This window comes from Arthrobacter sp. HS15c, from assembly GCF_040812005.1.
Lineage (GTDB): Bacteria > Actinomycetota > Actinomycetes > Actinomycetales > Micrococcaceae > Arthrobacter.
In genome coordinates, this window is record NZ_JBFOHM010000009.1 from 167,022 (window position 1) to 191,265 (window position 24,244).

Below are 24,244 nucleotides of genomic sequence, written 5' to 3' on the forward strand. Positions count from 1 at the left end.
GAAAACGGACAGGACCCTGGCCAACGCCAGGTTCAGGAACGATCCGTGAAAACCGCAGATCCCACCTAGGGTGCAGTGCCGGGTCCTGACTCAGGGTCCACACCCGCTCCAAGGGGGCTCGAATGCCAATCTCCACGTAGATCGGCCTGTGCGCCGCTGGTTCTTTCCCACCCAAAATTTCCCCCATCCCAGCATCCTAAAGTGCCGTTGGAGCCCGACGGGAATTGTCAGCAGTTCATCAGCTGCGTCGACGTCCGCGGCACGCCGCGGATGCAGTATTCCGCGTCGGGCCGTAGGCTCAGGAGCATGGCCAGATACTTCGATGTTCATCCCCAGGATCCCCAGCCCCGCGCCATCACGCAGGCCGTGCGCATAGTGCTCGACGGCGGCCTGATCGCCTACCCGACGGACTCCTGCTACGCCTTGGGCGCGCAGTTGGGCAACAAGGACGCGCTCGACCGCATCCGCACCATCCGTAAGCTGGACGACAAGCACCACTTCACCCTTGTCTGCAAGGATTTCGCCCAGCTGGGCCAGTTCGTGAACATCGGCAATGACGTCTTCCGCAGCATCAAGTCCGTGACCCCCGGCAGTTACACGTTCATCCTGCCGGCCACCAAGGAAGTCCCCCGCCGGCTGCTGCACCCGAAGAAGAAAACCGTTGGCGTCCGGATCCCGGACAACCGGGTGGTGCAAGCGCTGCTCGCGGAGCTCGGCGAGCCGCTGCTGTCCAGCACGCTGCTCCTCCCGGACGAGGAGGATCCGCTGACGCAGGGCTGGGAAATCAAGGAGCGGCTCGACCACGAGGTGGACGCCGTCATTGATTCGGGCGACTGCGGGTCCGAGCCCACCACCGTGGTTGACTTCTCCAGCGGCGTGGCCGAAGTGGTACGCCGCGGCACCGGGGACCCCTCCCGCTTCGAGTAAGCCCTTGGTGCGGGTTCCCGGCGGGATTGCGGGATGAGGGCAGGCCTGATCAGGCGTGGGCATGCAGGTACCGCTCGAGGCCGTCTTCTCCCAGGGAGAGCCCGATGTGGGCGATGTCCGCGTGGCCGTTGAAAGAGTCACGCTGAGCCGACGGCGGAATGCATCCGGCGGCTGCCAGTTTTGAGGTCATTGCCGGTTGCAGTTCTTTGGGTAATTGTGGTGGTTCCCAGTCCTGGTGTTCGCTGGTGTAGTGGCGGCCGCTGGGTGAGATCCAGCCGGGTGGTTCGTTCTTTGTGGCCGGGGTGGGTGTCCAGGTGCTGGCGTGTTTGAGCCGGTGGTGACGGGGGCACAGCTGGCGCAGGTTCGACACGCCGGTGGTCCCGCCGTCGGCCCAGGCCAGGAGATGGTCCGCTTCGTTGTCCAGGGACTGGTTGGAGCATCCCGGGAAGGTGCATCGGCCATCGCGCATCCGCAGCCAGCGCCGCATCGCTTCGGTGGGCCGATAACTCTTCCGGCCGATTTCCAGCTGTGCCCCGTCGCGCGGGTCAACCAGGACGCGGTGGAAGGAGCCGGCCCCATTGGCGAGCAGGTCCCTGGCCATGGATGCCGGGATCGGCCCGTAGCCGTCGAGCATGGCCGGTTCCTCGGTTGCGCCGAGCAGCGCAAACACCGGCACCGTGACCAGGACCTCGGCCCGCGGCGTGGGGACCTGCCCGGGATTCCACGCCTCCCCGCCGCTGCTTTTCCTGCCGGCGTCGCCGTCGAAAGCACGGCCATCGCCATCGCCGCCGCAGCCGGCCGTGCCGCCCTCGCCGGTGCTGCGGCTGTGCCCGCCGCCGAGGAGGGCGGCGGCGTAGACGTCGGCCCGGATCTGGGTGAGGGTGCGCTGCTCGTCGGGTCCCTGCAGGCCCCGGGCGATGGCGGTGATGCGGTTCCAGGTTGCCGCGGCCTGGTCTGCGGGCAGGTACCCGGAGAGCCAGGCCATGCCGTCCCTGTCCGGCGTGTACTCGACCCGCCGGTCCAGAACACCTTTGGCGTGCCGCTTCTCGATGCTTTCGGCGTGGTGGCGTTCGCGCCAGATGCGGGCTTTGTGCCGGAACCGGGAGGCGGGCATTTCCCCGGCAGGGCAGCCATGGGCCGGGTTTGGCGCGGCAGGGTCCAGGAAGTGCGCTTCCAGGGCTGCGGCCCCGGCGGGATCGAGGCTGGCTGTTTCGTCGACCATGACCCGGGCGTGCTGCCAGGAAATGGTTCCGGCCTGCAGTGCGGACAGGGTCAGCGGCAACCGGGTGGTCAGCTCGTGGGAGTCGGACAGGAACGCACTGGCCGCGCGCGGCCCGATCGTCAGGACACACGCGATCTCCGCAGCCACGGACGCTTCCCGCGGCATCGCCGGCGCATCAGGGGCTGCCATCGAGTGGATATTGTCCACGTATTCTGAGGCGGCCCGGGCCTTCACCGCGGCCATCCGCGGCTCCGACCGGGCCGTCCCGGCCAACATGTCCAGGCAAAGATCCGACCTGTCCTGCAACGGATCGGCATCAGGATCCGCCCCCGGGCCCGTCCCGTCCAGCTCGGCAAAAAGCACAGCAACGGCGGCATCGATATCCGCAAATGCCTTCGCCACCGCTGCTCTTCCCATATAGCAATCATGGCGGGAGGCTCTGACATTATTGCCCGGAGACCACGCCCGGCAAAAGTCCGTCAGCCAGGGTGTGCGCTCCTGCCCAGTTGCTCCGGGCCGAGCGGACGTTCTCAGATGGGACACGCCGTCGTGCACGGCGCGCCGCCTGGACGGCGCCAAAGTAACCGGGCAGGAACGGACGGAGGGCCGGCCTGGATGAGGGGAGTTGGCGGGACAGGACGCCGCACCACGTCCTAGTCCGGTTTGCGGGCCCGGCTGGGCTGCACGCGGGGAGGCTCGCCCGGCATCTTGGGATAGTCGGGCGGGAAGGGCAGCTCGCCGAGTCCCGCCTTGAGATCGCGGTCCCACCAGCCCAGGAGCGTATCGATCGTGCCAGGATTCGCATTCATGTCAGCCCAGGGATCGCCAACGGTCTTCAGCCGGTCCGGGACCGTAAGGATCGTGAAGTCCTTCGGGCTGATGCTCTCCAGCTCATCCCAGCTGATCGGGCAAGACACTGATGCGTGGGCCAGGGCGCGTGGACTGTAGGCGCCGGCGATGGTCCGGTCGCGGTTGGCCTGGTTGAAGTCCAGGAACACCTTCTCGCCCCGTTCCTCCTTCCACCAGGCGGTGGTGACCTTCTTCGGCATCCGCCGCTCGAGCTCGCGGGCGGCCGCGATCACAGCGTGCCGGACATCCAGGAATTCACGAGTGGGCTCAACTGGCGCGTACACGTGGAGCCCGCGGTTGCCCGAGGTCTTGATGAAACAGTCCAGGCCGGCCTCGGCCAGCACCTCCTTGAGCGCCAGGGCGGCCGGGACGGCGTCATCGAAGTCGGTCCCCGGCTGCGGGTCCAGGTCGATCCGGAGCTGGTCGGGGTTGTCTGTGTCTTCGGCCAAAGAGGGCCAGGGGTGGAACACCACGGTGTTCATCTGTACGGCCCACACTGCGGCAGCCGGCTCGTCGAGGACAAGCATGGGATGCGAACGCGCGCTCGGAAAGATGACCTTCACTGTTCGGATGAAATCCGGTGTTCCCTTGGGCGGGTTCTTCGAGAAGAACTGGTCTCCCTCAACGTTGTCCGAGTACCGCTGCAGCGCCAGTGGCCGGTTGCCGTTCGCGGCAATAAACGCCTCCCCCACGTCAACCATGTACCGGGCGAGGTCCAGCTTGGTCAGTCCCAGTTCGGGCCAGAGGACCCTGCTGGGGCTGGAAATCCGCATCTCGCGTTCGCCGTGGGGTCCAGGGACGGTCAGCATTGTCTGTTCGCTCGCCATGGGGACAACGTACACCCCGCCCATTCCCCGGCAAACAGAATGGGTTCAGACGGTGACATGCTCCCGCCGTTTCCGGAGCTTCTTCGCAACGAACAGCGTCACCAGGCCGGCCACTGCCACGGCCACCAGCATCTGGAGCGCCCCGGCGTACTCCTCCACCAGTTGCCAGTTCTCGCCGAGGAAGTATCCCGCCAGGATCAGGACCGAGTTCCAGATGAGGCTTCCCGCGAGCGTCAGTCCCAGGAAACGCCACAACGGCATGCGGTCGATCCCGGCGGGGATGGAGACGAGGCTCCGGAAAAGCGGCACCAGACGGCCCAGGAAGACCGCCTTGCTGCCGTGGCGGGCGAACCACGCTTCCACCCGGTCGACGTCGGCGACGGCCACCAAAGGGATCCGGCCGATCAGGGCCCTGGTCCGGTCGAGCCCAAGCCATCCGCCCAGGAGATACAGCACATACGCGCCCAGCAGTGACCCGGCCGTGGTCCACAGAATGGCGTCCAACAGGCTGAAGGCGCCGCGGCTTCCGGTGAAGCCGGCGAGCGGAAGGACCACCTCGCTGGGGATCGGGGGAAACAGGTTATCCAGTGCCACCACCAGTCCTGCCCCGGGTGCACCCACAGACTCCATGACGCCGACCACCCACTCCGAGACCCTGAGATCAGCGGCCGCCGGGTTCGCGGCGGATGGGATTGCGGTAGCGGTGGACAAGGGGGCGGCAAGGGCAGCGGTCATGGTGGTTCCTCCAGGATCGGGTTGACTCCCCACTCTCCGGCGCGGGGCTTGCGACCGGCTGTCCTCCTGCTGTGCCGTTCCTGTGCAGGCAACCGTTGGGCCGCCGGGCCGCGGACGGGAGAAGCCGCGGGCGGGAGAGCACGCTGAGGGAACCGGAAGGCTGACGGAACCGCACGCGGACGGAAGCAGGACTGAGGCACGACTGAAGCAGGACTGAATCCGGCATGATGGATCCATGACCGTCTCAGAGTCCGCCCTGACCTTCGCCGTGGGCGACGTCAGGGTTTCCGCGTCCTACGCCCATCCCGAGCAGCCGTTTGCCACCCTGGTGCTGGCCCATGGGGCAGGCGCGGGCATGGAGCATCCCTTCATGCGCGGGTTCACCGGTGCCCTCAACGACGAAGGCGTCGCCACCCTGCGCTTCAACTTCCCGTACCGGGAGGCCGGGCGGAAGTTCCCGGACCGGCCGCCGGTTGCCATGGCGGCCTGGCGGGCCGCGATGGACGAGGCAGCGCGGCAGGGCGCCGAACACGGGGACACCGGGCCGGTTTGGGCGGCCGGCAAGTCATTCGGCGGCCGGATGGCGTCGATGGCGGTCGCGGAAGGTATGTCTGCCGCCGGGCTCATCTACCTTGGCTATCCGCTGCACCCGCCGGGCAAGCCGGAGAAAATCCGCGACGAGCACCTGTATGGGCTCACGTTGCCCATGCTGTTCCTGCAGGGCTCCCGCGACACGTTCGCCACCCCGGAACTGCTGGAGGGTGTGGTGTCCCGAATCGGCGCGTCCGCCGTGCTGGAGTGGATCGACGGCGGGGACCATTCATTCGCAGTGGCCGGCAAAAAGCGCAGCGCCGATGAAGTGGGCGCCTCCCTCGCCGCGACCGTTGCGGACTTTATGCGGACCCGCAGCTGACCGGCACCTCGGCTGAACGGCACGTCGGCGCGCCCCTCTGACCGTCCCCTCTGACCGGCCCCTCTGACCGGCCCCTCCGCCCGGCACCTCAGCGCAGCGCGTCTCCTGGGGCGTCTACTGTGGTGTCTGCCGGAGCACCGGCCGGAGGACCGGCCGAAGCCAGCCGCGCAAGGTCCAGCCGGTTTGCGGCACCGGTTTTGCGCAGCAGGTTGGAGATGTGTGAGCTGACCGTCTTCTCGCTGATAAACAGCGCCCGCGCAATCTCGCCATAGGTCCTGCCCGCAACCACGTGGTCGAGGATGTCCAGCTCCCGGGGTGTCAGGCCTGGCAGGACTGCTGCAGGGAGACGCCCGTTGGCAGCAACCGGCAACACCGGGATCCTCGCCCGCGCAGCAAGGCCTTCGAGGGCCGCCTGGACGGGGACGGCCTGGAGTTCCGCAGTGAGGGCGAGTCCCCGGCGGAGGAGCTCAGCTGCCTGGCGGCCAGGGGTGTGCCCATGCAGCAGCAGCGACTCCACCGCGCGTTGGCAGGCGTAGGCCTCCTCCCACGGCAGGGAGGCATCCCGGAAGGCGTCGGCCGTCTGGGCCCACTCCGCCGCGTTGCCGTGCGGATTCCGGGCCCTGCCCAGCTCCCCGGCGTAGAGGAGGTTAAAGCCTTCCACCTGCCGTCGGTAGAGCTCCGACTCCCCCAAACGCTCGTGCAGGATGCCGGGAAAGCGTTCCTGGAGATCGTTGGCGGCGGCCAGCAGGCCGGACGTCGGCACCCCGGTGTCCCGCGCGCGCTGGACCTGGTCCGCGAGTGCTCGCGCGGCAACGGGAAGAAGCCACTCGCACATGGTGGGCGGCGGACCCGGGCCGGTGGCACCCGTGAGCGCCGCCTCGAGGGCTGCCTCGGGGCGCCCGGCCGCGACGTTAACTTCAGCACGGATGGCGTCAAAGTCCAGGTTCAGGAGACCGGAAGTCTCCGCATAGAGCTCCTCGGCCCGTTGAAGGTGGACCGCGGCCTCATCGTGCCGGCCTTGCAGCGCCGAGAGCCGTGCGGCCGTCAGCCTGGCACCCACGTCCCCCATCGGTCCGGGATCAAAGCCGAGAGCGATCCGCAGCGCAGCCTGGCATTTTCGCCAGTCGCCCACGGCCAGGAAGCTGGCCGCTTCGTCTGCTGCAATTTTGGCCGTGTAACTGTGGGGCGCTCCCCGGTCCACAAGTTCCTGCCGCGCCCGGCGCAGCGACTCCGCGTACGCCGCACTGGTCCAGGGTCCCTGCGCGTTGGCCGTCCAATACGTTGCGTGGACGAAGGCCCAGAAATCACGCGCCTGAAGCGCCTCCTGTGCCCCTTCGGCCGCCAGGGGAATACCTGCCTGGGGGTGCCCCGCATTTATCTCGGCGATGGCCACCGCGGTCAACGCGTAGGACAGCGCCCGGTGGTCCCCGAGTTCCCTGGCGAGGGCAAGCGCCTGCCTGGCGTGAGGCTCTGCATCCGGCTCGGTGTGCCACATGGTTGCATGGGACAGCTCGGCCAGGGCCAGGGCGTGCTGCCAGCTGCGGGGCGTGGCGGCGGAGAGCCTGACTGCCTCGCGTATGTCGGGCAGGGGGAAGAACCCCTGCCCGGTGGACAGCTGCAGGTGCATGCGGCGCACCATCAGCTCGGCCCTGGCAAGCACTCCGCCGGGAAGGTCGGACCCGGCCAGCAGCGCCTCGATGGATTCCAGCTCCACGGACAGTGCCCCAGCCTCGTAAGCTGCCTGACGGACCCGGTCCAACAGGTCCAGGGTCCGCTCCGCCGCATCCGGCAGTCCTTGGCGCAGATCAAGGGCCCGGCTCAGCATCCGCAGCGCATCGCCGTTCGCGACGGGCCCACCTGCCATGTCCGCCGCCACCAGCGCCCAGCGGTAAGCATCAGCGGTATGCCCGGCCTGGTGGTGGTGGTCGGCAAGGGCAACCACGACGGCGGCATCCGGGCGGGTGCCGCCGTCGAGCTGCCGTTCGTAATACGCGGCGAACGCCGAATGCAGGCTCTTGCGGTCCGCGGCATCCAGCGCCAGTTCCAGTGTTTCGGCGATGAGCGGATGGTGGAACCAGTACGTTCCATCCGGGGCCAGGTCCAGGATTCCTGCCTCCACCGCGGAACGCAGGACCGCCCGTACACGCTCGGGATCGAACGCCGGCCCGGCGACATCCTGCAGTTCCGCCCCGTTGGCGGCCTTCCCGCCAATGGCCATGATCCGGGTCAGTTCTTGCGCGTCGGAGGAGAGCCCTTGCCAGGACCGCAGGACGGCGGACTTCAGATCGGGCGGGAATCCGGCCGGAAGGTGCCGGTCTCCGGCACTGAGGCCGGCCACCAGCAGGAGGTTGAGATAGGGGTTACCAGCCGAGCGGGCGAACACTTCGTTGACCAGCGTCCGGTGCGGCGGCGCGCCCAGGATCGCGGCGAGCTGCGCTTCCGTGTCCGGCCGGTCGAGCGGGGCAAGCGTCCTGGTGCCCACGCCGGGCAGCCGCCGGATGTCTGCCAGCCAGCGGTCAAGCTTGTGGCCGTTGCCGACGTCATCGTGCCGTACCGTTCCGATCACTCCCAGCCGCCGCTCCTGCGGGCCGGCCACGAGGTACATCAGGACATCCAACGTGGTTTGGTCTGCCCACTGCAGGTCGTCAACCACCAGCAGAACGGGCCGCTTCAGGCTGAGCCCGGTGAGCCACTCATCGATCAGGAGGGGAAGCTCCGGACCGGCTTCCCAGGGAAAGGACGGCGCCGGGACCCGGGCTGCCCCGGCTGAACGGAAGGCACCCCGAAGGGCCAGCAACGGCACTTCCATGGAGGCCAACGGCAGTGCTGCACCCTTGAGGATGGCCGCCTCCGGAGAAGCGGCTGCGCATGCCCGGGCAACCAGCGCCGTCTTCCCCACTCCGGCGTCCCCGGAGATGAGGAACGTCCGGGCCGTTCCGGCACGGACGGCACTGATGACTCCGGCCAGTTCTGCCAGGTCCAATGCCCGTCCGATGAAATCCGGGCCGCCGTCGTCCAACGGTTTTGCCACAGTCCCAGCTTGCACCCCTGTGTCCGGCCGGAAAAGATCTGAGGGTACCCCGCCTGATTCTGAGGGGTACCACCTGATGTGGCGCCGTGGCACGGGAGAGCAGGCTGAATCTGTCAGCACCCGCACATCCGGAAGGGAAACGCCATGTACACATCCATCGGTTCACGCCGCAGGACGGGAGCTGCGCTTGCGCTCTTCCTCCTGGCGGTCATCGCTCCGGCCCCGGCCGGCGCCGGGGAGCCGGCAACGCCGGAGGATACAGGGATTAATATCGGTTACTGTCCGCTGACGCGGATCGGCACCCAACTGGTCCGCTGCGACAACCTCACCGGAGCCGACGTCCCGGCACCTTACTGGATTCCCGAACAGTAACCGCCCCGGCCCAGCCAGGCGCCCCGGCCATAGCACATGCGCCGAGCCGGCCAGCGCGTCAGCTACGCGGCGTCGTCGTGCCACCAGCCTTCCCAGGCGGTGGAGGTCAACTGGCCGTTGGGGAACTCCGTCTTGCCGTTTCCGCTGCTGTACGCACGGTTGTCGTCACTCCGGCGGGCGTCGAGCAAGAGGTTCAGGCTACTCAAAAGCAACATCGTTGCGTCCTTTCATGTCGTGGTGTGGACCACGCTGTCCACGTAACGACGAGCCTAACGGCGGGATGTTTCAGCACGTCGACGCCACGTTTCCGCCGTGTATCGTTCCTCTCACCCTGCCGTTCGGAGGATATGAATCCGACCCACGACGGCGTTACATCCGGGATTTGGTCCGTGCGGTTGCCTGCGCCGTCCACGGATCCTCAGGCCAGGGATGCCTGGGATAGCGGCCCCTCATCTCCGACCGCACCTGCGCGTATGGCCCGGACCAGAAGGACGCCAGATCGTCCGTCACGGCCAGCGGCCGGCGGGCCGGCGACAGCAGGTGGAACAGCACCGGCACCCGCCCGCCCACGAGCCGCGGCGTGTCCGCCCAGCCGAAGCATTCCTGCAGCTTGACGGCCACCACCGGCCGGCCGCCGTCGTCCTTCCTTGCAGAATCCGCGCCTGCAGCATCACCATCAGCACGGTCCGGCACGTCGGGGTAGTTGATGCGCACGCGCGACCCGCTGGGCACTTCCAGTGTCTCCGGCGCCAGTTCGGCCAGCTTCGCGGCCTCCGGCCAGGGCAGCAGGCGCCGCAAGGGGTCGGTGAGGTCGATGCTGCCGGTGGCGGCTCCACCGGCCAGTTTTTCGAGCTCCGGTCCCAGCCAGTCACCGAGGCGGGCGAGCAGGGCCGGTTCGGACACGTCAGGCCACGGCTCGCCCAGTTCGCGGCGAAGCAGGGCAAGCCGGCGGCGCAAGGCGTCCGCCGCCGTCGACCATCCAATGGTTCCCAGCCCTTCCTGGGCAAGGGCGCGGGCCACCGCCAGACGTCCTTCGGCGGCGGACGGGCGGACTGGTGTGGAGGACAGCACGATCGCGCCCAGCCGGCGTTCCCTCCGTGCCGTGACCCGGCCCTTGCCGAACGTCGCCTCGACGGTGTCCGTGAGGAGGTGGCGGGCGGCTGCTTCCGCGGTGTCGATCGTGATGGGCGCAGCGGAACGGATCACAGCACCCGTGCCGGCTGCGTCCCGGCCCTCCGCGCGCGACACCTCCGCCACCGCCAGCCACTCATGCCCGGCCAGGGAACTTCCCGCGGGCAGCCCGGCCCGGGTGCCGGACGACAGGAGGTAACGCTCCGGCCCCTCCCCCGGAACCCGCCGCGCCACCCGGTCAGGGAAGGCGAGGGCGACGACGGCACCCACCGCTTCCGCTTTGCCCGGCGGGGCTTCCACGGCGAGGTGTACGACGCCGGCACCCTCCTTCCGCGCGATGGCCTCCATCCGCCGGACGTCCTCAGTCCACCGCCGGGAGGCGGGCTCCTTACCGGTGCGGAGGGCGGCGAGAAGCCGTGTCAGGTCGGCCCCCGGTGCCCGCTGGTCCCCCGCCACCAGGGCCACCGCTTCTGCGGCTGTCCGCGGGCCCACGGCTCCGGCGCCGTCCAGCAGTGCACGGGCCAGCCTGGGATCGGCGGGGACCCTGGCCAGGGTCCGGCCCAGTGCGGTGGCGTGGCCGTCCGCACCCACGGCACCGAGTTCGCGCAGGACTTCAACGGCTTCCTGCATCGCTGCCTGCGGCGGGGCGTCCGGAAGCGCGAGACCGGTGCCGCCGGGCGAACCCCAGCAGGCCAGGACCAAGGCAGCGGCGGTGAGGTCGGCGACGGCGATCTCCGGCGTCACGTGGGCGGGGGCCGCACCGAAGGCCCGCTGGTCGTAGCAGCGGACCACTCGGCCCGGGCCCTGCCGGGCTGCACGGCCGGCCCGCTGGTCCGCGGACGCCCGTGAACACGAAACGGTCACCAGGCCGGACATGCCCCGGCTTGCATCCCGCCGCGGCTCGCGGGTCAGGCCGGAGTCGACGACGATCCGTACGCCCGGGACGGTCAGGGAGGATTCCGCGAGGTCGGTGGAAACAATGATGCGCGACAGGGCGTGGTTGCTCCGGCCGGACACGGCACGGTCCTGCTCCGCCGGGCTGACCTGGCCATGCAGCTCCAGGACCTCCGTTCCCGTGCCGGTGCGGCCGCGCAGGCGAGCTGCCACATGGGCCACCTCCCGGGCGCCGGGCACAAACACCAGCGTGTCCGTGTCTTCGCCTGCCTTGGAGTGGGCTGCTGCAGCGGCGTCCGCAACGTGGTCCAAGAACGGGCGCGTCACGCCCCGTCCGTCCAACCGTGCCACTCCTGCCGGCGCCCATTCGACCTCCAGCGGGTACAGCGCGGACGGGCAGTCGACGACGGGAGCCGGCCCGCCGCCGTCGTGATCTTCAGCTTCTCCACTCAAGGCGCCCCCGATCAACGCGGCAAAGCGCGGTGCGTCCAGGGTGGCGGACATCGCCACCAGGGTGAGGTCTCCGCGGAGCTGCCGCACTTCGGTGAGCATGCCCAGCAGCAGGTCCGTCTCCAGGCCGCGTTCGTGGACCTCATCCAGGATCACCGCGCCTGCCGTTTCCAGTCCAGGGTCATCCAGGAGCCGGCGAAGCAGGATCCCCGGGGTGACGAACTCGATGACGGTCCCGGGGCCTGCCTGGCGCTCGCCGCGGACCGTGTAGCCCACCCTGTCGCCGAGCCGGCTGCCATCCAGGGCCGCCAGGCGCCGGGCCGCTGCCCGGGCGGCCACCCGCCGCGGCTGGGTGACCACCACGCGCCGCTGTCCCTGGCCGGGAGTGGCGGCCAGCAGGTTGGCGAGCAGCGGCGGCACGAGGGTGGTCTTGCCCGTGCCCGGCGGCGCCTGCACCACCGCGGTTCCAGCCGCCCCGCCCGGGCGCAGCGCCGCAGTGAGGTCGTCGAGGGAGTCTGCAAAGGCCAGCCCCGTGCCGATGGCGGCCAGGTCGAATGTCAGGGGAATGCGCGGAGAGGTCACCCGCCCATTCTCCCCGCAGGGCCTGGCAGTCTGTCCCCCTGGCAGCGTGCCGTAGGAGAGACTGGAGGAAAGTCACTTACGAAAGCAGGACCAGCATGATCACTCTCCAGCAGGACGCCGAAGGCTTCATCCGGATGAAACGCCATTTTCCAGGCAGCGCCGAGGTCACTGTCACCTTCGCTGACGGTTCCCGGGAGGTGTTCAGCGGGCTGGAGCTGAACAGGATCTACGACGACGCCCTGGCCGTCTACCGCGCGCAGAACCAGCTCGACGCCAAGGGATTTTCCCGGGGTCCGAAGAAGAAGGTCCAGACCGCCATTGAGTTTGTGGCCATCCACCCCGGCATGGGGAAGTAGCCGCCCCGCGGCCGGGCTCCGGTCCGGGTACCCCGGAGGTTATTGGATTCTGCTGGGGTGCGCTGACTGTCCGGGCCGGTGGATGTCGACGTCGCCGTACGACGTCCGGGCCCGGACTTCGACGCTTTCCGTGGAGTCCCCCGGGCCCTCGGCTGCGGCCAGGGCGTTGCGGACCTTCCCGTACTTCGTGCTGACGTCCAGCCACGCCGCCGTGCCTTCAGGGATGCCGATGCCCACGTCGCCGTAGGCCGTTTCGATGACCACGGAGCCGCGGGTGGCCTCGCCGACCCGGATCTTGCCATTGGCGGACTTGGCGCTCACCGATGACTGCGCCTTCCCAATATGGATGTTGCCGTTGGCCGCTTTGATGTGGACCTCGCCGGCCGCATCCCCGATCCGGATATGTCCGTCGGAGTTCCTGATCTGGGTGGAGCCGCCGGTCCGGTTGACGCGGATTTCACCGGACCCGGTTTTGAGCTCGATGTCGCCGGCCGCGTCGTCCACGACGACGTCGCCATAGCCGGATTCCGCCTTCACAGCATCCGCCCGGTCGAGCCGGATGTGGCCCATGCCGGTTTTGAGGTCACACTGTCCAAGGTCCCCTTCGCCGTCGAATTTCCCCATCCCGGCCTCCCATCGGACGTCGGAATGTGACGGCAGCTCCACGATGACGTCTACGGCGCCGTTCCCGGTAAGGATGGCGAACCGTTTCCAGTCCTTTGACCCGTTGATGAAGAGGGCGCCGTTGAAGAAGTCAATGCTGGTCTGTTCGGCGGCCCTGATGTCTGCGGACCTCCCGGCGTCGCTGGGGCGGACGTCAACAACGGTATCGGTCCGGTCGGTGGCGGTGACGCGGATGTCGCCGAGGTTGTACCCGACGTTCAGGGAGATGCGCCCGGGGGTTTCGAAGGTCGGCATTGCGGTTTCCTTTGGACTGTTCAGTCAGTGCCTTGATGGGGGTTTGCGTCGGGGTGCTAGCGGACCCAGCCGGTGAAGCTGCGTCCGCCGGACGGGGTTCGGCGCGGTGCGGTTCGTCCGTTGCCAGCGCCGTCCAGCGAAGCGGTGACGGAGCGGACCAGCCAGGCGTTGACCGAGACTTTGTCCCTGGCGGCTGCTTCCTCGATGCGCACTTTGAGCGGCTCGGGCAGCCGCAGCGTGAACCTGGCGGCCGGGCCCTCGTCACCGTCCTGCGCGGGCGGCGGGTTGACCGGAAACCTGTCCGCGGCGTCGTCGAATTCTGTACTGGCCGGCGGAGGCGTCACCACAAACTCTGGATCGCGTCCGCGGAGCCGGACGTCCACTGAACCCGGCGCAAGTTCCCGGGTGATCTCGCTGGCGGCGGCCGCCAGCGCCTCAAGCAGGACCAGCCGGGTGGCGGTCTCCAGCGGCGCGGTCAGGCGGCCGGCAAGTTCACGTGCCGGCTCGCCGCCGGCTGCAGAGGCGGTATGCAGCTGCTCCTGGAGGCTCATCACGTACTGTTGCAGGTCCATGACATCATTATGACATCATTATGACGTCATAGTGACGTCAAAGCAATGCCCGGGTGCGTCATGGAGAATCTACCCCGGGCTGACGTATCGGACGCTGTTGTTTCTGCCCTCGGACTTGGCCCGGTATAGTGCCTGGTCCGCGCAGGCAATCAGGGGCTCGCCGCCGGTGTCGGCGAGTTCGCAGACCCCGGCCGAGATGGTGAGCGCGCCGACTCCGGGGAAGGGAATGGCGGCAATCAGCCGGCGGGCGCGTTCAGCCGCCTTGAGGGCGTCCTCACCGCCGGTGCCCGGCAGCAGCCAGACGAATTCCTCGCCGCCGAAGCGGGCCAGGATTTCGCCGTCGCCGGTGGCCTGCTGCAGCCGGCGCACCACTTCGACAAGGACGTCGTCACCGGCCTGATGGCCAAAAAGGTCGTTGGTGCTCTTGAAATTGTCGATGTCGAGCACGATGAGGCTGATTCGGTGGCTGGCGGCGGTGGCTGCGTCAAGCTCATGGGACAGGACCTTTTCGAGGGCGCGGCGGTTCAGGAGTCCGGTGAGTGGATCTGTACTGGCTTTGTGCTCCAAAGCGGCCCAGGCCTCCGAGTTGCCGACGGCGATTTCGACGAGGTCGGCGAACTCCGCCAGCCTGTCCAGCATCGCTGGCGTCACGCCAACGCTGGAGCGGGACGTCAGCACGATGGTCCCCCACAGCCCGCCATTCACCCGGATGGGAGCGCCGGCCCCGGACAGGAAGCCGCCAGCCAGCATCTGGTCCCCGAGGCCGCCCGCCCCGTCGTAGGACACCAGGGCCGGTTTGCCGGTGAAGGCGACCCTGGCCGTCGCTGACGAGTCTTCAGGCGTCAGCTGGTGCGTCCGGCTGACATTGGCGGGAAGTTCGGGCGCCATCGCAACAATCTCGGCCTGGCTGTCACCGGCAAACCTCACCACGGCGGCCGAGTCAACAGAGAACAGGCGCCGGAGGACCGCGGCGACCCGGGTGGCGACATCCTCCGGGGATGCACTACGGGCGACGGCAGTGGCGATGTCATGCAGGGCCGCCCAGGTCTTCTCCCGGTGGACGCGGTCGGTGATGTCCAGCGCAACCACCATTCCGGCCGATATTCCCTCGTCGGACTGCACGGGACGGGAGGTGAGGCTGAAAGTCCGGGGCCCGATCCGGCGCGTCCAGGACACTTCCTGGCCTGCCAGCGCTGCCCGGTACCGTGGTTCGAGCTCCCGGGCCAGCCCCGGCTCGACGGATTCGAAAATGGTCCGCCCCTCGAGTTCTGCGGCGGAGTAGCCGAAGGCGGCCAGCTCCTGACCTTCGGCGATGATGTAGCGCAGCTCGGAGTCGAAGAGCAGGACAAAGACACCCGGAATGCTCGCCGCCAGCGCCCGGTACCGCTCGGCGTCCCGTTGGCGGATGCGTTCGGCGGCAACCCGCCCCGTGACATCCGTAATAAAAACAAAAAAACCCCGGACGCCGCCGTCGGACGTGTCCGGAGCGCAGGTCACCTGGACGTGCCGCGTCTGGCCCGCGGCATTGGCGATACGGCGTCCAAAAGCCTGCGGCTCTCCGCTGAGGACGGCCCGGAGATAGGGTTCTGCGTCCGCAAAGAACTCATCGCCGACGATGTCCCTTAGGTGCAGGCCGCGGATCTGGCCAGGCGTGTGGCCTATCCACCCGGTGATCGCGTCAGTGGCATGGATGGTACGGAATTGCCGGTCCCAATGCCCCAACATCACTGTCCGGGCCAGGCCAAACAGCGCCGCGTCGTGCCCCATATATGCCGCCCCCAAGCGTCGGTCCAAGACCAGTCGGATGTCACCTGGTCCTGAATCTACGGCAGAAACCGCCAGAATGGTGCCGGCACCGCCGGGCGGCTTGCGCCAGGGGGTCAGCCCATGTTGCCCTTGCTGGTGTCCTGGCGGCCGACGGGGCCACCTGGGGCGGCGTTGGTCCGCCTGTTGATCAGCCACGTGATGAACCACAGCACCACGCCGATGGCCATCAGGCCTCCGGCGATCTGGTACTGGATCACGTTCCGGCCAACCCACGGTCCCGCGAGGAAGGCGCATAGCAATGCGGCGAGAAGCGGCAACTGCCCTGGCGAGGTGAAGAACACTTTGCGGTTGGGGTCCCGCTTGCCGCGCAGGACCACGCATGCCAGGTTCACCACGGTGAAGACGCACAGGAGCAGGAACGCGGTGGTGCCGGAGAGGTTTGCCACGATATTGCTCTTCGGGTCGGACGTGACGTACCAGATCAGGCCCAGCGCCAGGACGGTGGAGAACAGGATCCCGGCCCACGGGGTGCGGCGCCCCGGCAGCACCTTGCCGAGCGGCCTGGGCAGGACATGCTGGCGGGCCATGCCGTAGATCAGGCGGCTTGCCATGAGCATGTTGATCAGCGCGGTGTTGGCGACGGCGAAGACCGCGAGGAACGGGAAGATCCGGTCGATCGGGAAGTCCGGCGAGCCTTTGTGCACCACCTCAAGCAGCGCGGCACCTTCGGCCTCCCTAATGCCTTCGAGTTCGGTGGGCGTCAGTACGCTGACCACGGAAACGGCCACGAGCATGTAGAGGATTACCGCCACGCCGAGCCCGGTGAGCATGGTCCGGGGGAAGATTTTCTCCGGGTGCTGGGTCTCCTCCACCATGTTCACGGAGTCCTCAAAACCGACCATGGCGAAGAACGCGATGGACGTGGCCGCGGTGACCGCCAGGAACAGGCCCTTGTCCTGGTAGTCGCTGAAGACGAAGATCTCCCCCGCATTCCCCGTGCCCTGCGCCATGACGTAGAAGCCGACGCCGATCACGATGCACAAGGCGGTCATCTCGACGATGGTCAGCACCACGTTGAACTTCACGCTCTCGCCCACGCCGCGGAGGTTGATCGCCGCCAGCAGCAGCATAAAGCCCATGGCGACGGCGGTGATCACGCCTTGCGCGGGTACGTCCATCCAGCCGTTGATCTCCAGCCCGCCGAAGAAATTCTGGGCGAGGACGTTCGCGGAGGTGGAGGCGCTGGTGATGCCGGAGCAGACCACGGCGAACGCCACCAGGAACGTGACGAAGTGGATGCCGAAGGCCTTGTGCGTATAGAGCGCGGCACCGGCTGCCTGCGGATACTGCGTGACCAGTTCGAGGTAGGAGAACGCCGTCAGCGTCGCGACGACGAACGCGAGCAGGAACGGCAGCCACACGATGCCGCCTACGGTGCCGGCCATGGTGCCCGTCACGGCGTAGACGCCGGCGCCGAGGATGTCGCCGACAATGAACAGGAGGAGGAGCTTGGGCCCGAGGACCCGCTTCAGTTCCGGCCCGTCGCCCTCGGGCGTGGCGTCGAATACTTCCTCAGAAGTCTGACTCATGACTGACCTCCACTGCGGGTACGCGGCTCCCGGGAGAGCCGCGGCCGGATCCCGGCCTCACTGTGACCTACTTCACTGTGAACCTCTCAGGCAACTTTGGCAACAGGACGGCAGCGGAGCGGTATAGCCTAGCCCGATGGAGCAAACATGACCGTCCGCAGCGCCGGCATCCTGCTGTACCGGCGGGACCCGGCGTCGACCCTTCAGGTCTGGATCGCCCACATGGGCGGACCGTTCTGGGCGCGCAAGGACGCCGGGGCGTGGTCCGTGCCCAAAGGCGAGTTCAGCGAGGACGAGGACCCTTGGGCAGCCGCCCAGCGGGAGTTCGCCGAGGAGATGGGCGTGCCTGCCCCTGCCGCCGACTATCGCGAGCTGGGGTCCTTTAAGCAGCCCTCGGGGAAGGTCATCACCGTTTTCACTGGAGAGTCGGATTTCGCCCCGGACCGGATCGTGAGCAACACCTTCCCGTTGGAGTGGCCCAAGGGATCCGGCGTGATCCGGGACTTCCCCGAGATCGACCGCGCCGAGTGGGCCACTGAAGCTGACGCCCGCACCAGGCTGGTGCGCGGGCAGCTGCCCATCCTCGACGCCCTCATCGAGCACCTCCAGCGAGATGGCACTTAACGGCAGTCCCGGCGTCGAGCACTGCCATTAAGTGCCATCCCGCGGAAGGAAACGGCCCGCCGGAACCTAGCCGGCCTGCTTCTTCACGGCCCGCCCGATGCGCGCGGCAGCCTCTTCGAGCTGTGCGCCGTCCACGTGGCCGTAGGCGAAGCGGAGGTGGCGGCCCGCGTCGGTGCCCGGGCCGGACGGGAAGAACGAGCCCTGCTGGTATTCGACTCCTTCGGCGCTGGCGTCCGCGGCGAGGACGTCAGCCTTGATGGCGTCGTCCCGCAGCCGGGGCCACAGGAACAGCCCGCCGTCGGGGACAACGGCGTCGAACGTTCCCGGCGCCTCTCGCTCCAGGGCGGCCACGAGGGTTTCGGCCCGGGTGCGGTAGAGCTTCCGGGCCCGGCCAAGGGTGGCATCGAACAGCCCGGGCTCTGCGGTCAGTAGTTCGCCGACCACAGCCTGGACGAACGTGGAGGTGTGTGAATCGTGCCGGCTGCGCAGCGCCACGATGTCCCCCGTCAGGTGTTCCGGGACGATGGACCAGCCCAGGCGGAGCCCGGGGCCGAGCGTTTTGGTGAACGTGTTGATGTGGATGACGTGGTCCGAGGCGTTGAAGACGTCGGCGCCCTCGGGCGGGGCTGAGTACCAGAGCTCGCGGTACGGGTTGTCAGCCAGGATGATGAAGCCGTAATGCTCGGCGAGCCTGACAAGTTCGCGGCGTTCCCCGGCCGGGAGCGAGCCCTGGGTGGGGTTGTGGAAGTCCGGCACCGTGTACAGGGCCGACGGGCGGGCGCCATCCCGGAGCCGGTCGGCGAGTTCGTCGACGTCCAGGCCGTGCGGACCAACGCGGACAGGCAGGGTGCGCGCGGCGGACAGCTCCAGTCCCCGCAGGAACAGCGGGAAGATGGGGTTGTCCACTGCCACGAGGTCCCCGCGCTCCACCACAGCCTGGATGGCAAGGGCCAGCCCGTGGAAACCTCCGTTGGTGACAATTACCCGTTCGACGGCGACGCCCTCACGTTCGGCGATCCACTCCCGCAAGGGTGAGATGCCTTCCGTGCGGGAGTACTGCAGGGCGGGGACGCCTGGACGGGACAGCACCCGGGCCGTCGCTGCGGCGAGCTGTTCGGTGGGGAGCACGCCCGGATCGGGAACACCGCCCAGGAGCTCGATCGCGTCCGGGCGCTTGTTGCGGAGGGTTGCGTCGCCGAAGCCCTTGGGGGCACTGAGTCCTGCAATCAGGGCGGGCCGGCGGGCGGACGCCGACGCGAGGGGGCGGGTGGTCAGGTTCGTCGTCATGAGGTCGCTTTCGAGAGTTGGGGGGCCGCGGGTGTGCGGTGCGGTTCCGGGGAGGAGACGCTCGGGATGGCATCCAGGAGCGTGCGGGTGTAGGGGTGGCGCGGCTGGGAGAAGATCTGCTCCACGGGGCCGTCTTCGACCACCTTGCCCCGGCGCAGCACGGACACCGTGTCGGCGATCTGCCGGACCAGTGCCAGGTCATGGGAGACGAACAGGTACGTCAGGCCAAGTTCGCCCTGCAGCCGGGTGAGCAGCTCAAGGATTCCGGCCTGCACGCTCACGTCCAGGGCGGACGTCGGTTCGTCCAACACCACGACGTCCGGGCGCATCACCAGGGCGCGGGCGATGGCGACCCGCTGGCGCTGCCCGCCGGACAGGTCGGCCGGCCGGCGGGACAGGAACTCCGCCGTCAGGCCCACCGACTCCAGCGCTTCGCGGACGCGCCCGGCACGGTCCGCCTTGTCGCCGACACGGAACTGGTCCAGCGGTTCCCCGACAATCCTGCGGACGCGCCAGGTCGGATCCAGGGACATGAACGGGTTCTGGTACACGAGCTGCAGGTGCCGGCGGACAGAGCGGAGGGAGTCACGCGAGCGGCCGTGGACGGCGTCGCCCCCGACGGTGATCCCGCCGCCGTCGGGCTGTTCAAGGCCGAGCAGCAGGCGCACCGCCGTGGTCTTGCCTGAACCGGATTCGCCCACCAGGGCGTGGGTGCTCCCCCGTTCCACGGTGAAGGAAACCCCGTCAACGGCGAGGGTGTCCTTTCCGCCTGCGGTGTAGCGCTTGGTAATGCCCTGCACCTGGATCTGGGGTACTTCCTGGATCTGGGGCACGACGGCGGCCCGCGGCTGGGGTGCGGAGGCCAGGCGGTGGCGCCGGTAGCGGTCCGGGTTGAGGGCGGGAACGTCGGCATGCAGGTTCCGGGCGTACGCCGTCGCAGGCGACGCGAACACCTGCCGCGACGGGCCGCTCTCCTGCACCGCCCCGTCCTTCAGCACCACCAGGGAATCCGCCCGTTCGGCCGCGATGGCCAGGTCATGGGTGATCAGGAGCAGGCTGATGTCCAGTTCCCGGCGGAAATCGGAGAGCATGTCCAGGATCAGTTTCTGGACGGTCACATCCAGGGCGGATGTGGGTTCGTCGGCGACAATCAGCGCAGGACGCGGCAGGACCGTCAGCCCGATCAGGACGCGCTGAAGCGTCCCGCCCGAGAGCTGGTGCGGAAACGAGTCGTAGACGCGGGCCGGGTCCGGCAGGCCGACCTCCCTGAAAACGTCAAGGATGCGGGACCTCCGGGCATCGGCGTCACATGTACCCAGCAGCGCGGCGGCCTCCTGTGCCTGCGACCCGATGGTCCGCACAGGGTTCAGGGCTGAGCCCGGGTCCTGCGGGATGTAGCCGAGCGAGCGGCCACGCAGCGGCCGGAATTCCTTCTCCGGCAGGGCGAGGACGTCGCGACCGCCAACCTGCACGCTGCCGTTGACGGTTGCCTGGTCGTGGGGCAGGAGCCGGAGGACGGCCTTGGCTATTGTTGATTTTCCCGACCCTGATTCGCCGATGAGCGCCAGGCTTTCGCCGCGGTCCAGCGTAAACCCGACGTCGTTCACCACACTGTTGCGACCGTAGGCCACTGACAGGCCGGCCACGCTGAGCAGCGCTCCGGCGTCGTTTGTTCCGGGCACGTCGTTGTCCTTCCATTGCAGGGTCATGGCGGTCACTTGACCTTCCGCAGCCAGCGGCTGATCCGGTTGACGGAGAGCACCGTGACGACGATGACCAGGGCCGGGGCGTAGACCAGCCACGGCGCCGTCGGGTACGTCTTTCCCGAGGCCACCAGCAGGCCCCAGTCCGACGCAGGGGGCGGGTCTCCGTAGCCAAGGAAGGCGAGCGAGGCGATGACCAGGATCGAGGTTCCGAACTGCAGGACGGCCAGTACCAGCACGGACCGGTAGGCATTCGGCAGGATGTGCCCCAGCAGCACGTGGAGCCGGGAGCCGCCCTCAAGGTAGGACGCCTCGACGAAAGCTGCGCCGCGGACCCGCACCACTTCGGCGCGCATCAGCCGGGCAAACACGGCAACCGCCGTCACGCCGGTGGCTATGGCGGCGTTGATGGTCTGGAAGCCGAGCGAGCTGACAATCACCACGGCCAGGAGGAAGCCCGGGATGGCCAGGAGGACGTCAACGAAGCGTCCCAGCACGGTGTCCACCCAGCCACCGCGGAAACCGCTGGCCAGGCCGATGGCGCTTCCGACGACGAGTCCGATGAGGACGGCGACCAGTGCGCTGGACACCGAGGAGGCCGTGCCGTAGACCACCCGTGCGTACAGGTCCCGGCCGAGGTAGTCGGTGCCGAACCAGTGCGCGGCGCTGGGGGCATCGAGCTTGGCCGCGGTATCGCCGACGACGGGGCTGTAGGACGTGAAGAGGCCGGGCAGCAGGGACCACAGGACAACAACGAGCACGGCCAGGAAGGACAGCAGCACGGTAGCCGGCAAACCCGCGCCCGCCCGGCGGGTGGCAGGTCCGGCGCTGCGTACAGGGGCGAGGGAAAGTTCGCTGGTCATGCGTGCACCTCCGTGCGGACTTTGACGCGGGGATCCACCAGCGGTGAGGTGAGGTCCGCGATGAGGTTCACGGCCACAAAAACGATGGCCGACAGTGCCACCGCTGCCTGGAGGACCGGCTGGTCCTCGCCGGTGACGGCCTTCTGGACCACGGTTCCGAGTCCGTCCCGGCCGAAGATCGTTTCGGTGATGACGGCGCCGCCGAGGAGTTCGCCCACGATCAGGGCCACCATGGTCACCGTGGGAAGGGCCGAAGGTTTCACCAGGTGCCGGAGAAACAGGGACGCCTCGTTCAGCCCCCTGGACCGGGCCACGAGCGCGTAGTCCTGCCGGGATTCATGGTCCAGGCCGGCGATCAGCACCTCGGCCAGCGGGGCGGACACCGGAATGGCCAGCGTGATGGCCGCGAACAGCGTGGCCGCCGCGCTGTTGGGATCGGTGGTGGTGAAGGAGTGCAGGCGGAAAGCGAACAGCTCAATCAGCACCAGTCCGATGACGAAATTCGGCACCGATAGGAACAACGCCGGGATCGAGCGCAGGACGGCCGCCCATTTCCCGGGCAGGTAGTGGGCGCCGTAGGCGATGGCCACGGCCAGGACGACGGCGATGACGAGGGCGCTCGCCGCCAGCCCCAGGGTGGACGGCAGGGCGTCGCCGATCAGCTGTGCCACCGGCAGGTTGGACTGCAGGGAGAACCCGAGTTCGCCCGTCAGGAAACGCCCCAGCGACAGCGCAAGCTGCACCAGTACCGGCTTGTCCAGGCCGTAAAAGGCGACGATCCGCTGGATCTCCTCCTCGCTCAGGCCATGTTGCGGATCGCGCAGGGAGTTGGTGATCGAGTCGCCGGGAAGCACGCTGATCACCAGGAACGTCAGCACGTAGGCCAGCAGGACCACAGCGATGGCCTGCGCCGCGCGGGTGAAGGCATAGCGTTTGTACTGGCTGGTCATCCGGAGATCCAGGCGGTGTAGAAATTGGCGTACGCCAGGCCGTTGTAGCTCACGCCCTGGACCTTGGGCGAGATGAGGTAGAGGCGCTGGACGAGCTGGTTGAGCGGGATGAAGTAGCCCTGCTCGAGCACGTACTGCTGGAGTTCGCCGGCGATCTTCGCCCGGGACTCACGGTCCGACGCGCTCGCGATGGCGGTGGAAAGGTCGTTGAGCTTCTGGTCGCCAGTGCCAAGGTTGAACCAGTTTTCGCCGTTGTTCTGGCTGGTGAGCACCCCGGCCACCGTGCCGACGTCGACGAAGCTCCGCGAGGTCTGGAACAGCGGCGGGCGGCTGGCCTGGATGGCCGCATAGCCGGCCACGTCCACTACCTTCAGGTTCACTTTGACGCCGATGCGCTTGAGCTGCTGGGCGATGAGCTCGTCCTCGGCCGCGGTGGACGGCACGTAGGGGTTCGGTGAAAGCGTGAACTCGAGGGTCTTGCCGTCCCTGGTCCGGTAGCCCTCCGGCCCTTCCTTCCAGCCGGCGTCGTCGAGGAGTTTTTTGGCGCGGTCGGGTTCGTAAGCGAAGGAGCTGCTGTAGTCGCCGGCTTCGGGGACGTTGCCCTGGATGAAGGTGGTGGCGGCGTCCCAGTCATCGGTGTAGACCGTCTTCCGGATTTCCTCGCGGTCGATGCCGTGCTGGATCGCCTGCCGGACGGGGAGCTCGTTGGTGGGGAAGGCCTGCGTGTTGACCTGGAAACCGTCGACGAAACCGAGGTAGCGGGGCGTGCCCACCGTGAAGCCCTGTTCCTTCAGGGATTCGATCTCCTGCGGCTCGACGTTGAACGCGACCTCGGCCTGGCCTGAAGCGACCGTTGAGGTGCGGACGGAGGTGTCCTTGATGACCTTGTAGGTGATGGTGTCCAGGCGGGCCGGGCCGGTGTGGCCAAGCGCTGCCGGGCCCCAGTTGTAGTCCGGGCGCTTCTCCAGGACGTAGCTGTCGCCCTGCTTCCATGACTTGACCTTGAAGGGCCCGCTGCCGATCTCCTGGCTGAGGTCAGCCTGCGCCTCGACCGGGAGCGCGAGCGTCTTCGGTGAGAGCAGGATGCAGCCGTGATAGCCAAGGGTGGCAATGAAGCCCAGCGCCGGTGACGAGAACGACACCTTGACCGTGCTGTCATCCGCTGCCACGGCGCCGGCAAAGTTGCTGGACGGGAACAGTCCCACCTTGCTGATGCCCCGGGCGGGGTCACCCTTCGCCCACGCGTTGAGGTTCGCCACCACGGCGGCTGCGTCGAGCGGGCTCCCGTCCGAGAACGTCACGCCCTTCTTCAGGTGCAGCACAAACTCCCGGGCCCCGTTGAGCTCCTCCCAGCTTTCGGCGATCCAGGGGCTGAGGGCGCCCTTCTCGTCGACGTAAACCAGCTTGTCGGTGATCTGGCCCCAGAGGTTGCCCTCGTAACTGGAGATCGACGTTTTGCTGGACACCCAGCCGGTGTCGTAGCCCTGGATCAGGAAGGTGATGTTGCCGCCGTCGACGGGTGTGCCGGAGGTGGACGTGCCACTGGTTGCCGTGCCGCCGCAGGCGGCCAGGAGCCCGGTGAGGGTGATGGCGCTGACGCCTGCCAGGAAGGCGCGGCGCCGGATTTCGGGTGAGTACATGGGGATTCTCCTTGACGAAAGTTGGGGGGTGCTGCGCGTGGG

20 protein-coding genes are annotated in these 24,244 nt (G+C 68.1%); 5 read left to right on the forward strand and 15 right to left on the reverse strand.

Going from position 1 to position 24,244, the window contains the following annotated elements:
- The first annotated feature begins 306 nt into the window (after window positions 1-306).
- Window positions 307-927, forward strand: coding sequence for an L-threonylcarbamoyladenylate synthase (locus ABV518_RS16300; protein ID WP_337347266.1), 621 nt, complete (start codon window positions 307-309; stop codon window positions 925-927).
- Window positions 928-976: 49 nt separating this feature from the next.
- On the opposite strand, the gene ABV518_RS16305 is transcribed toward ABV518_RS16300, so the two are convergent.
- The 3 genes from ABV518_RS16305 to ABV518_RS16315 form a co-directional block, all read right to left on the reverse strand.
- Window positions 977-2,566, reverse strand: a complete 1,590-nt coding sequence (locus ABV518_RS16305) for a DUF222 domain-containing protein (RefSeq protein ID WP_367768677.1) — start codon at window positions 2,564-2,566, stop codon at window positions 977-979.
- Window positions 2,567-2,802: 236 nt separating this feature from the next.
- Entirely contained in the window at window positions 2,803-3,825 is a 1,023-nt protein-coding gene (gene ligD / locus ABV518_RS16310; protein WP_367768680.1) for a non-homologous end-joining DNA ligase, read from the reverse strand.
- Between the two features lie 45 nt (window positions 3,826-3,870).
- Window positions 3,871-4,560, reverse strand: coding sequence for a DedA family protein (locus tag ABV518_RS16315; protein ID WP_367768683.1), 690 nt, complete (start codon window positions 4,558-4,560; stop codon window positions 3,871-3,873).
- Between the two features lie 235 nt (window positions 4,561-4,795).
- Here ABV518_RS16315 and ABV518_RS16320 point away from each other — a divergent pair, with 235 nt between their 5' ends.
- On the forward strand, window positions 4,796-5,473 hold the full coding sequence (locus ABV518_RS16320; RefSeq protein ID WP_367768686.1) for an alpha/beta family hydrolase: 678 nt from the start codon (window positions 4,796-4,798) through the stop codon (window positions 5,471-5,473).
- 88 nt (window positions 5,474-5,561) lie between these two features.
- Here ABV518_RS16320 and ABV518_RS16325 read toward each other — a convergent pair whose 3' ends face one another.
- Window positions 5,562-8,504 (reverse strand): AAA family ATPase, encoded by a 2,943-nt coding sequence (locus ABV518_RS16325; RefSeq protein ID WP_367768688.1) that lies wholly within the window; start codon window positions 8,502-8,504, stop codon window positions 5,562-5,564.
- Window positions 8,505-8,648: 144 nt separating this feature from the next.
- Here ABV518_RS16325 and ABV518_RS16330 point away from each other — a divergent pair, with 144 nt between their 5' ends.
- Window positions 8,649-8,876 (forward strand): hypothetical protein, encoded by a 228-nt coding sequence (locus ABV518_RS16330; RefSeq protein ID WP_367768691.1) that lies wholly within the window; start codon window positions 8,649-8,651, stop codon window positions 8,874-8,876.
- Window positions 8,877-8,938: 62 nt separating this feature from the next.
- Here the strand turns inward: ABV518_RS16330 and ABV518_RS16335 are convergent, their stop codons facing one another.
- Window positions 8,939-9,091, reverse strand: a complete 153-nt coding sequence (locus ABV518_RS16335) for a hypothetical protein (RefSeq protein WP_367768694.1) — start codon at window positions 9,089-9,091, stop codon at window positions 8,939-8,941.
- 154 nt (window positions 9,092-9,245) lie between these two features.
- Complete coding sequence (gene hrpB, locus ABV518_RS16340; protein ID WP_367768696.1) at window positions 9,246-11,933, reverse strand: ATP-dependent helicase HrpB; 2,688 nt, start codon at window positions 11,931-11,933, stop codon at window positions 9,246-9,248.
- Between the two features lie 95 nt (window positions 11,934-12,028).
- On the opposite strand from hrpB, the gene ABV518_RS16345 reads away from it, so the two are divergent.
- On the forward strand, window positions 12,029-12,289 hold the full coding sequence (locus ABV518_RS16345) for a hypothetical protein (protein WP_367768699.1): 261 nt from the start codon (window positions 12,029-12,031) through the stop codon (window positions 12,287-12,289).
- Between the two features lie 39 nt (window positions 12,290-12,328).
- On the opposite strand, the gene ABV518_RS16350 is transcribed toward ABV518_RS16345, so the two are convergent.
- The 4 genes from ABV518_RS16350 to ABV518_RS16365 all read right to left on the reverse strand — a co-directional run bounded on the left by ABV518_RS16350 (window position 12,329) and on the right by ABV518_RS16365 (window position 17,135).
- On the reverse strand, window positions 12,329-13,207 hold the full coding sequence (locus ABV518_RS16350) for a DUF4097 domain-containing protein (protein WP_367768702.1): 879 nt from the start codon (window positions 13,205-13,207) through the stop codon (window positions 12,329-12,331).
- 56 nt (window positions 13,208-13,263) lie between these two features.
- Window positions 13,264-13,779 carry a histidine kinase gene (locus tag ABV518_RS16355; RefSeq protein ID WP_367768706.1) on the reverse strand — a complete coding sequence of 172 codons (516 nt, stop codon included), beginning with the start codon at window positions 13,777-13,779 and terminating at the stop codon, window positions 13,264-13,266.
- A gap of 69 nt (window positions 13,780-13,848) precedes the next feature.
- A complete protein-coding gene (locus ABV518_RS16360; protein ID WP_367768709.1) occupies window positions 13,849-15,546 on the reverse strand; it encodes a diguanylate cyclase in 1,698 nt (565 codons plus the stop codon).
- 113 nt (window positions 15,547-15,659) lie between these two features.
- A complete protein-coding gene (locus tag ABV518_RS16365) occupies window positions 15,660-17,135 on the reverse strand; it encodes an APC family permease (RefSeq protein WP_367768712.1) in 1,476 nt (491 codons plus the stop codon).
- A gap of 147 nt (window positions 17,136-17,282) precedes the next feature.
- Between ABV518_RS16365 and ABV518_RS16370 the strand changes: the two genes are divergently transcribed.
- On the forward strand, window positions 17,283-17,759 hold the full coding sequence (locus tag ABV518_RS16370; protein WP_367768715.1) for an NUDIX domain-containing protein: 477 nt from the start codon (window positions 17,283-17,285) through the stop codon (window positions 17,757-17,759).
- A gap of 66 nt (window positions 17,760-17,825) precedes the next feature.
- On the opposite strand, the gene ABV518_RS16375 is transcribed toward ABV518_RS16370, so the two are convergent.
- From ABV518_RS16375 to ABV518_RS16395, 5 genes are read right to left on the reverse strand one after another with little or no spacing between them, the layout of a single operon-like run.
- Entirely contained in the window at window positions 17,826-19,046 is a 1,221-nt protein-coding gene (locus ABV518_RS16375; protein ID WP_367768718.1) for a PLP-dependent aminotransferase family protein, read from the reverse strand.
- Window positions 19,043-20,755, reverse strand: a complete 1,713-nt coding sequence (locus tag ABV518_RS16380) for an ABC transporter ATP-binding protein (RefSeq protein WP_367768720.1) — start codon at window positions 20,753-20,755, stop codon at window positions 19,043-19,045. The genes ABV518_RS16375 and ABV518_RS16380 overlap by 4 nt, the downstream gene beginning before the upstream one ends.
- Window positions 20,756-20,760: 5 nt before the next feature.
- Window positions 20,761-21,612 carry an ABC transporter permease gene (locus ABV518_RS16385; RefSeq protein ID WP_367768722.1) on the reverse strand — a complete coding sequence of 284 codons (852 nt, stop codon included), beginning with the start codon at window positions 21,610-21,612 and terminating at the stop codon, window positions 20,761-20,763.
- Window positions 21,609-22,562, reverse strand: coding sequence for an ABC transporter permease (locus ABV518_RS16390; RefSeq protein WP_367768724.1), 954 nt, complete (start codon window positions 22,560-22,562; stop codon window positions 21,609-21,611). Before ABV518_RS16390 ends, ABV518_RS16385 begins: the two co-directional genes overlap by 4 nt.
- Complete coding sequence (locus ABV518_RS16395) at window positions 22,559-24,202, reverse strand: ABC transporter substrate-binding protein (protein ID WP_367768728.1); 1,644 nt, start codon at window positions 24,200-24,202, stop codon at window positions 22,559-22,561. Before ABV518_RS16395 ends, ABV518_RS16390 begins: the two co-directional genes overlap by 4 nt.
- Between the last annotated feature and the right edge of the window lie 42 nt (window positions 24,203-24,244).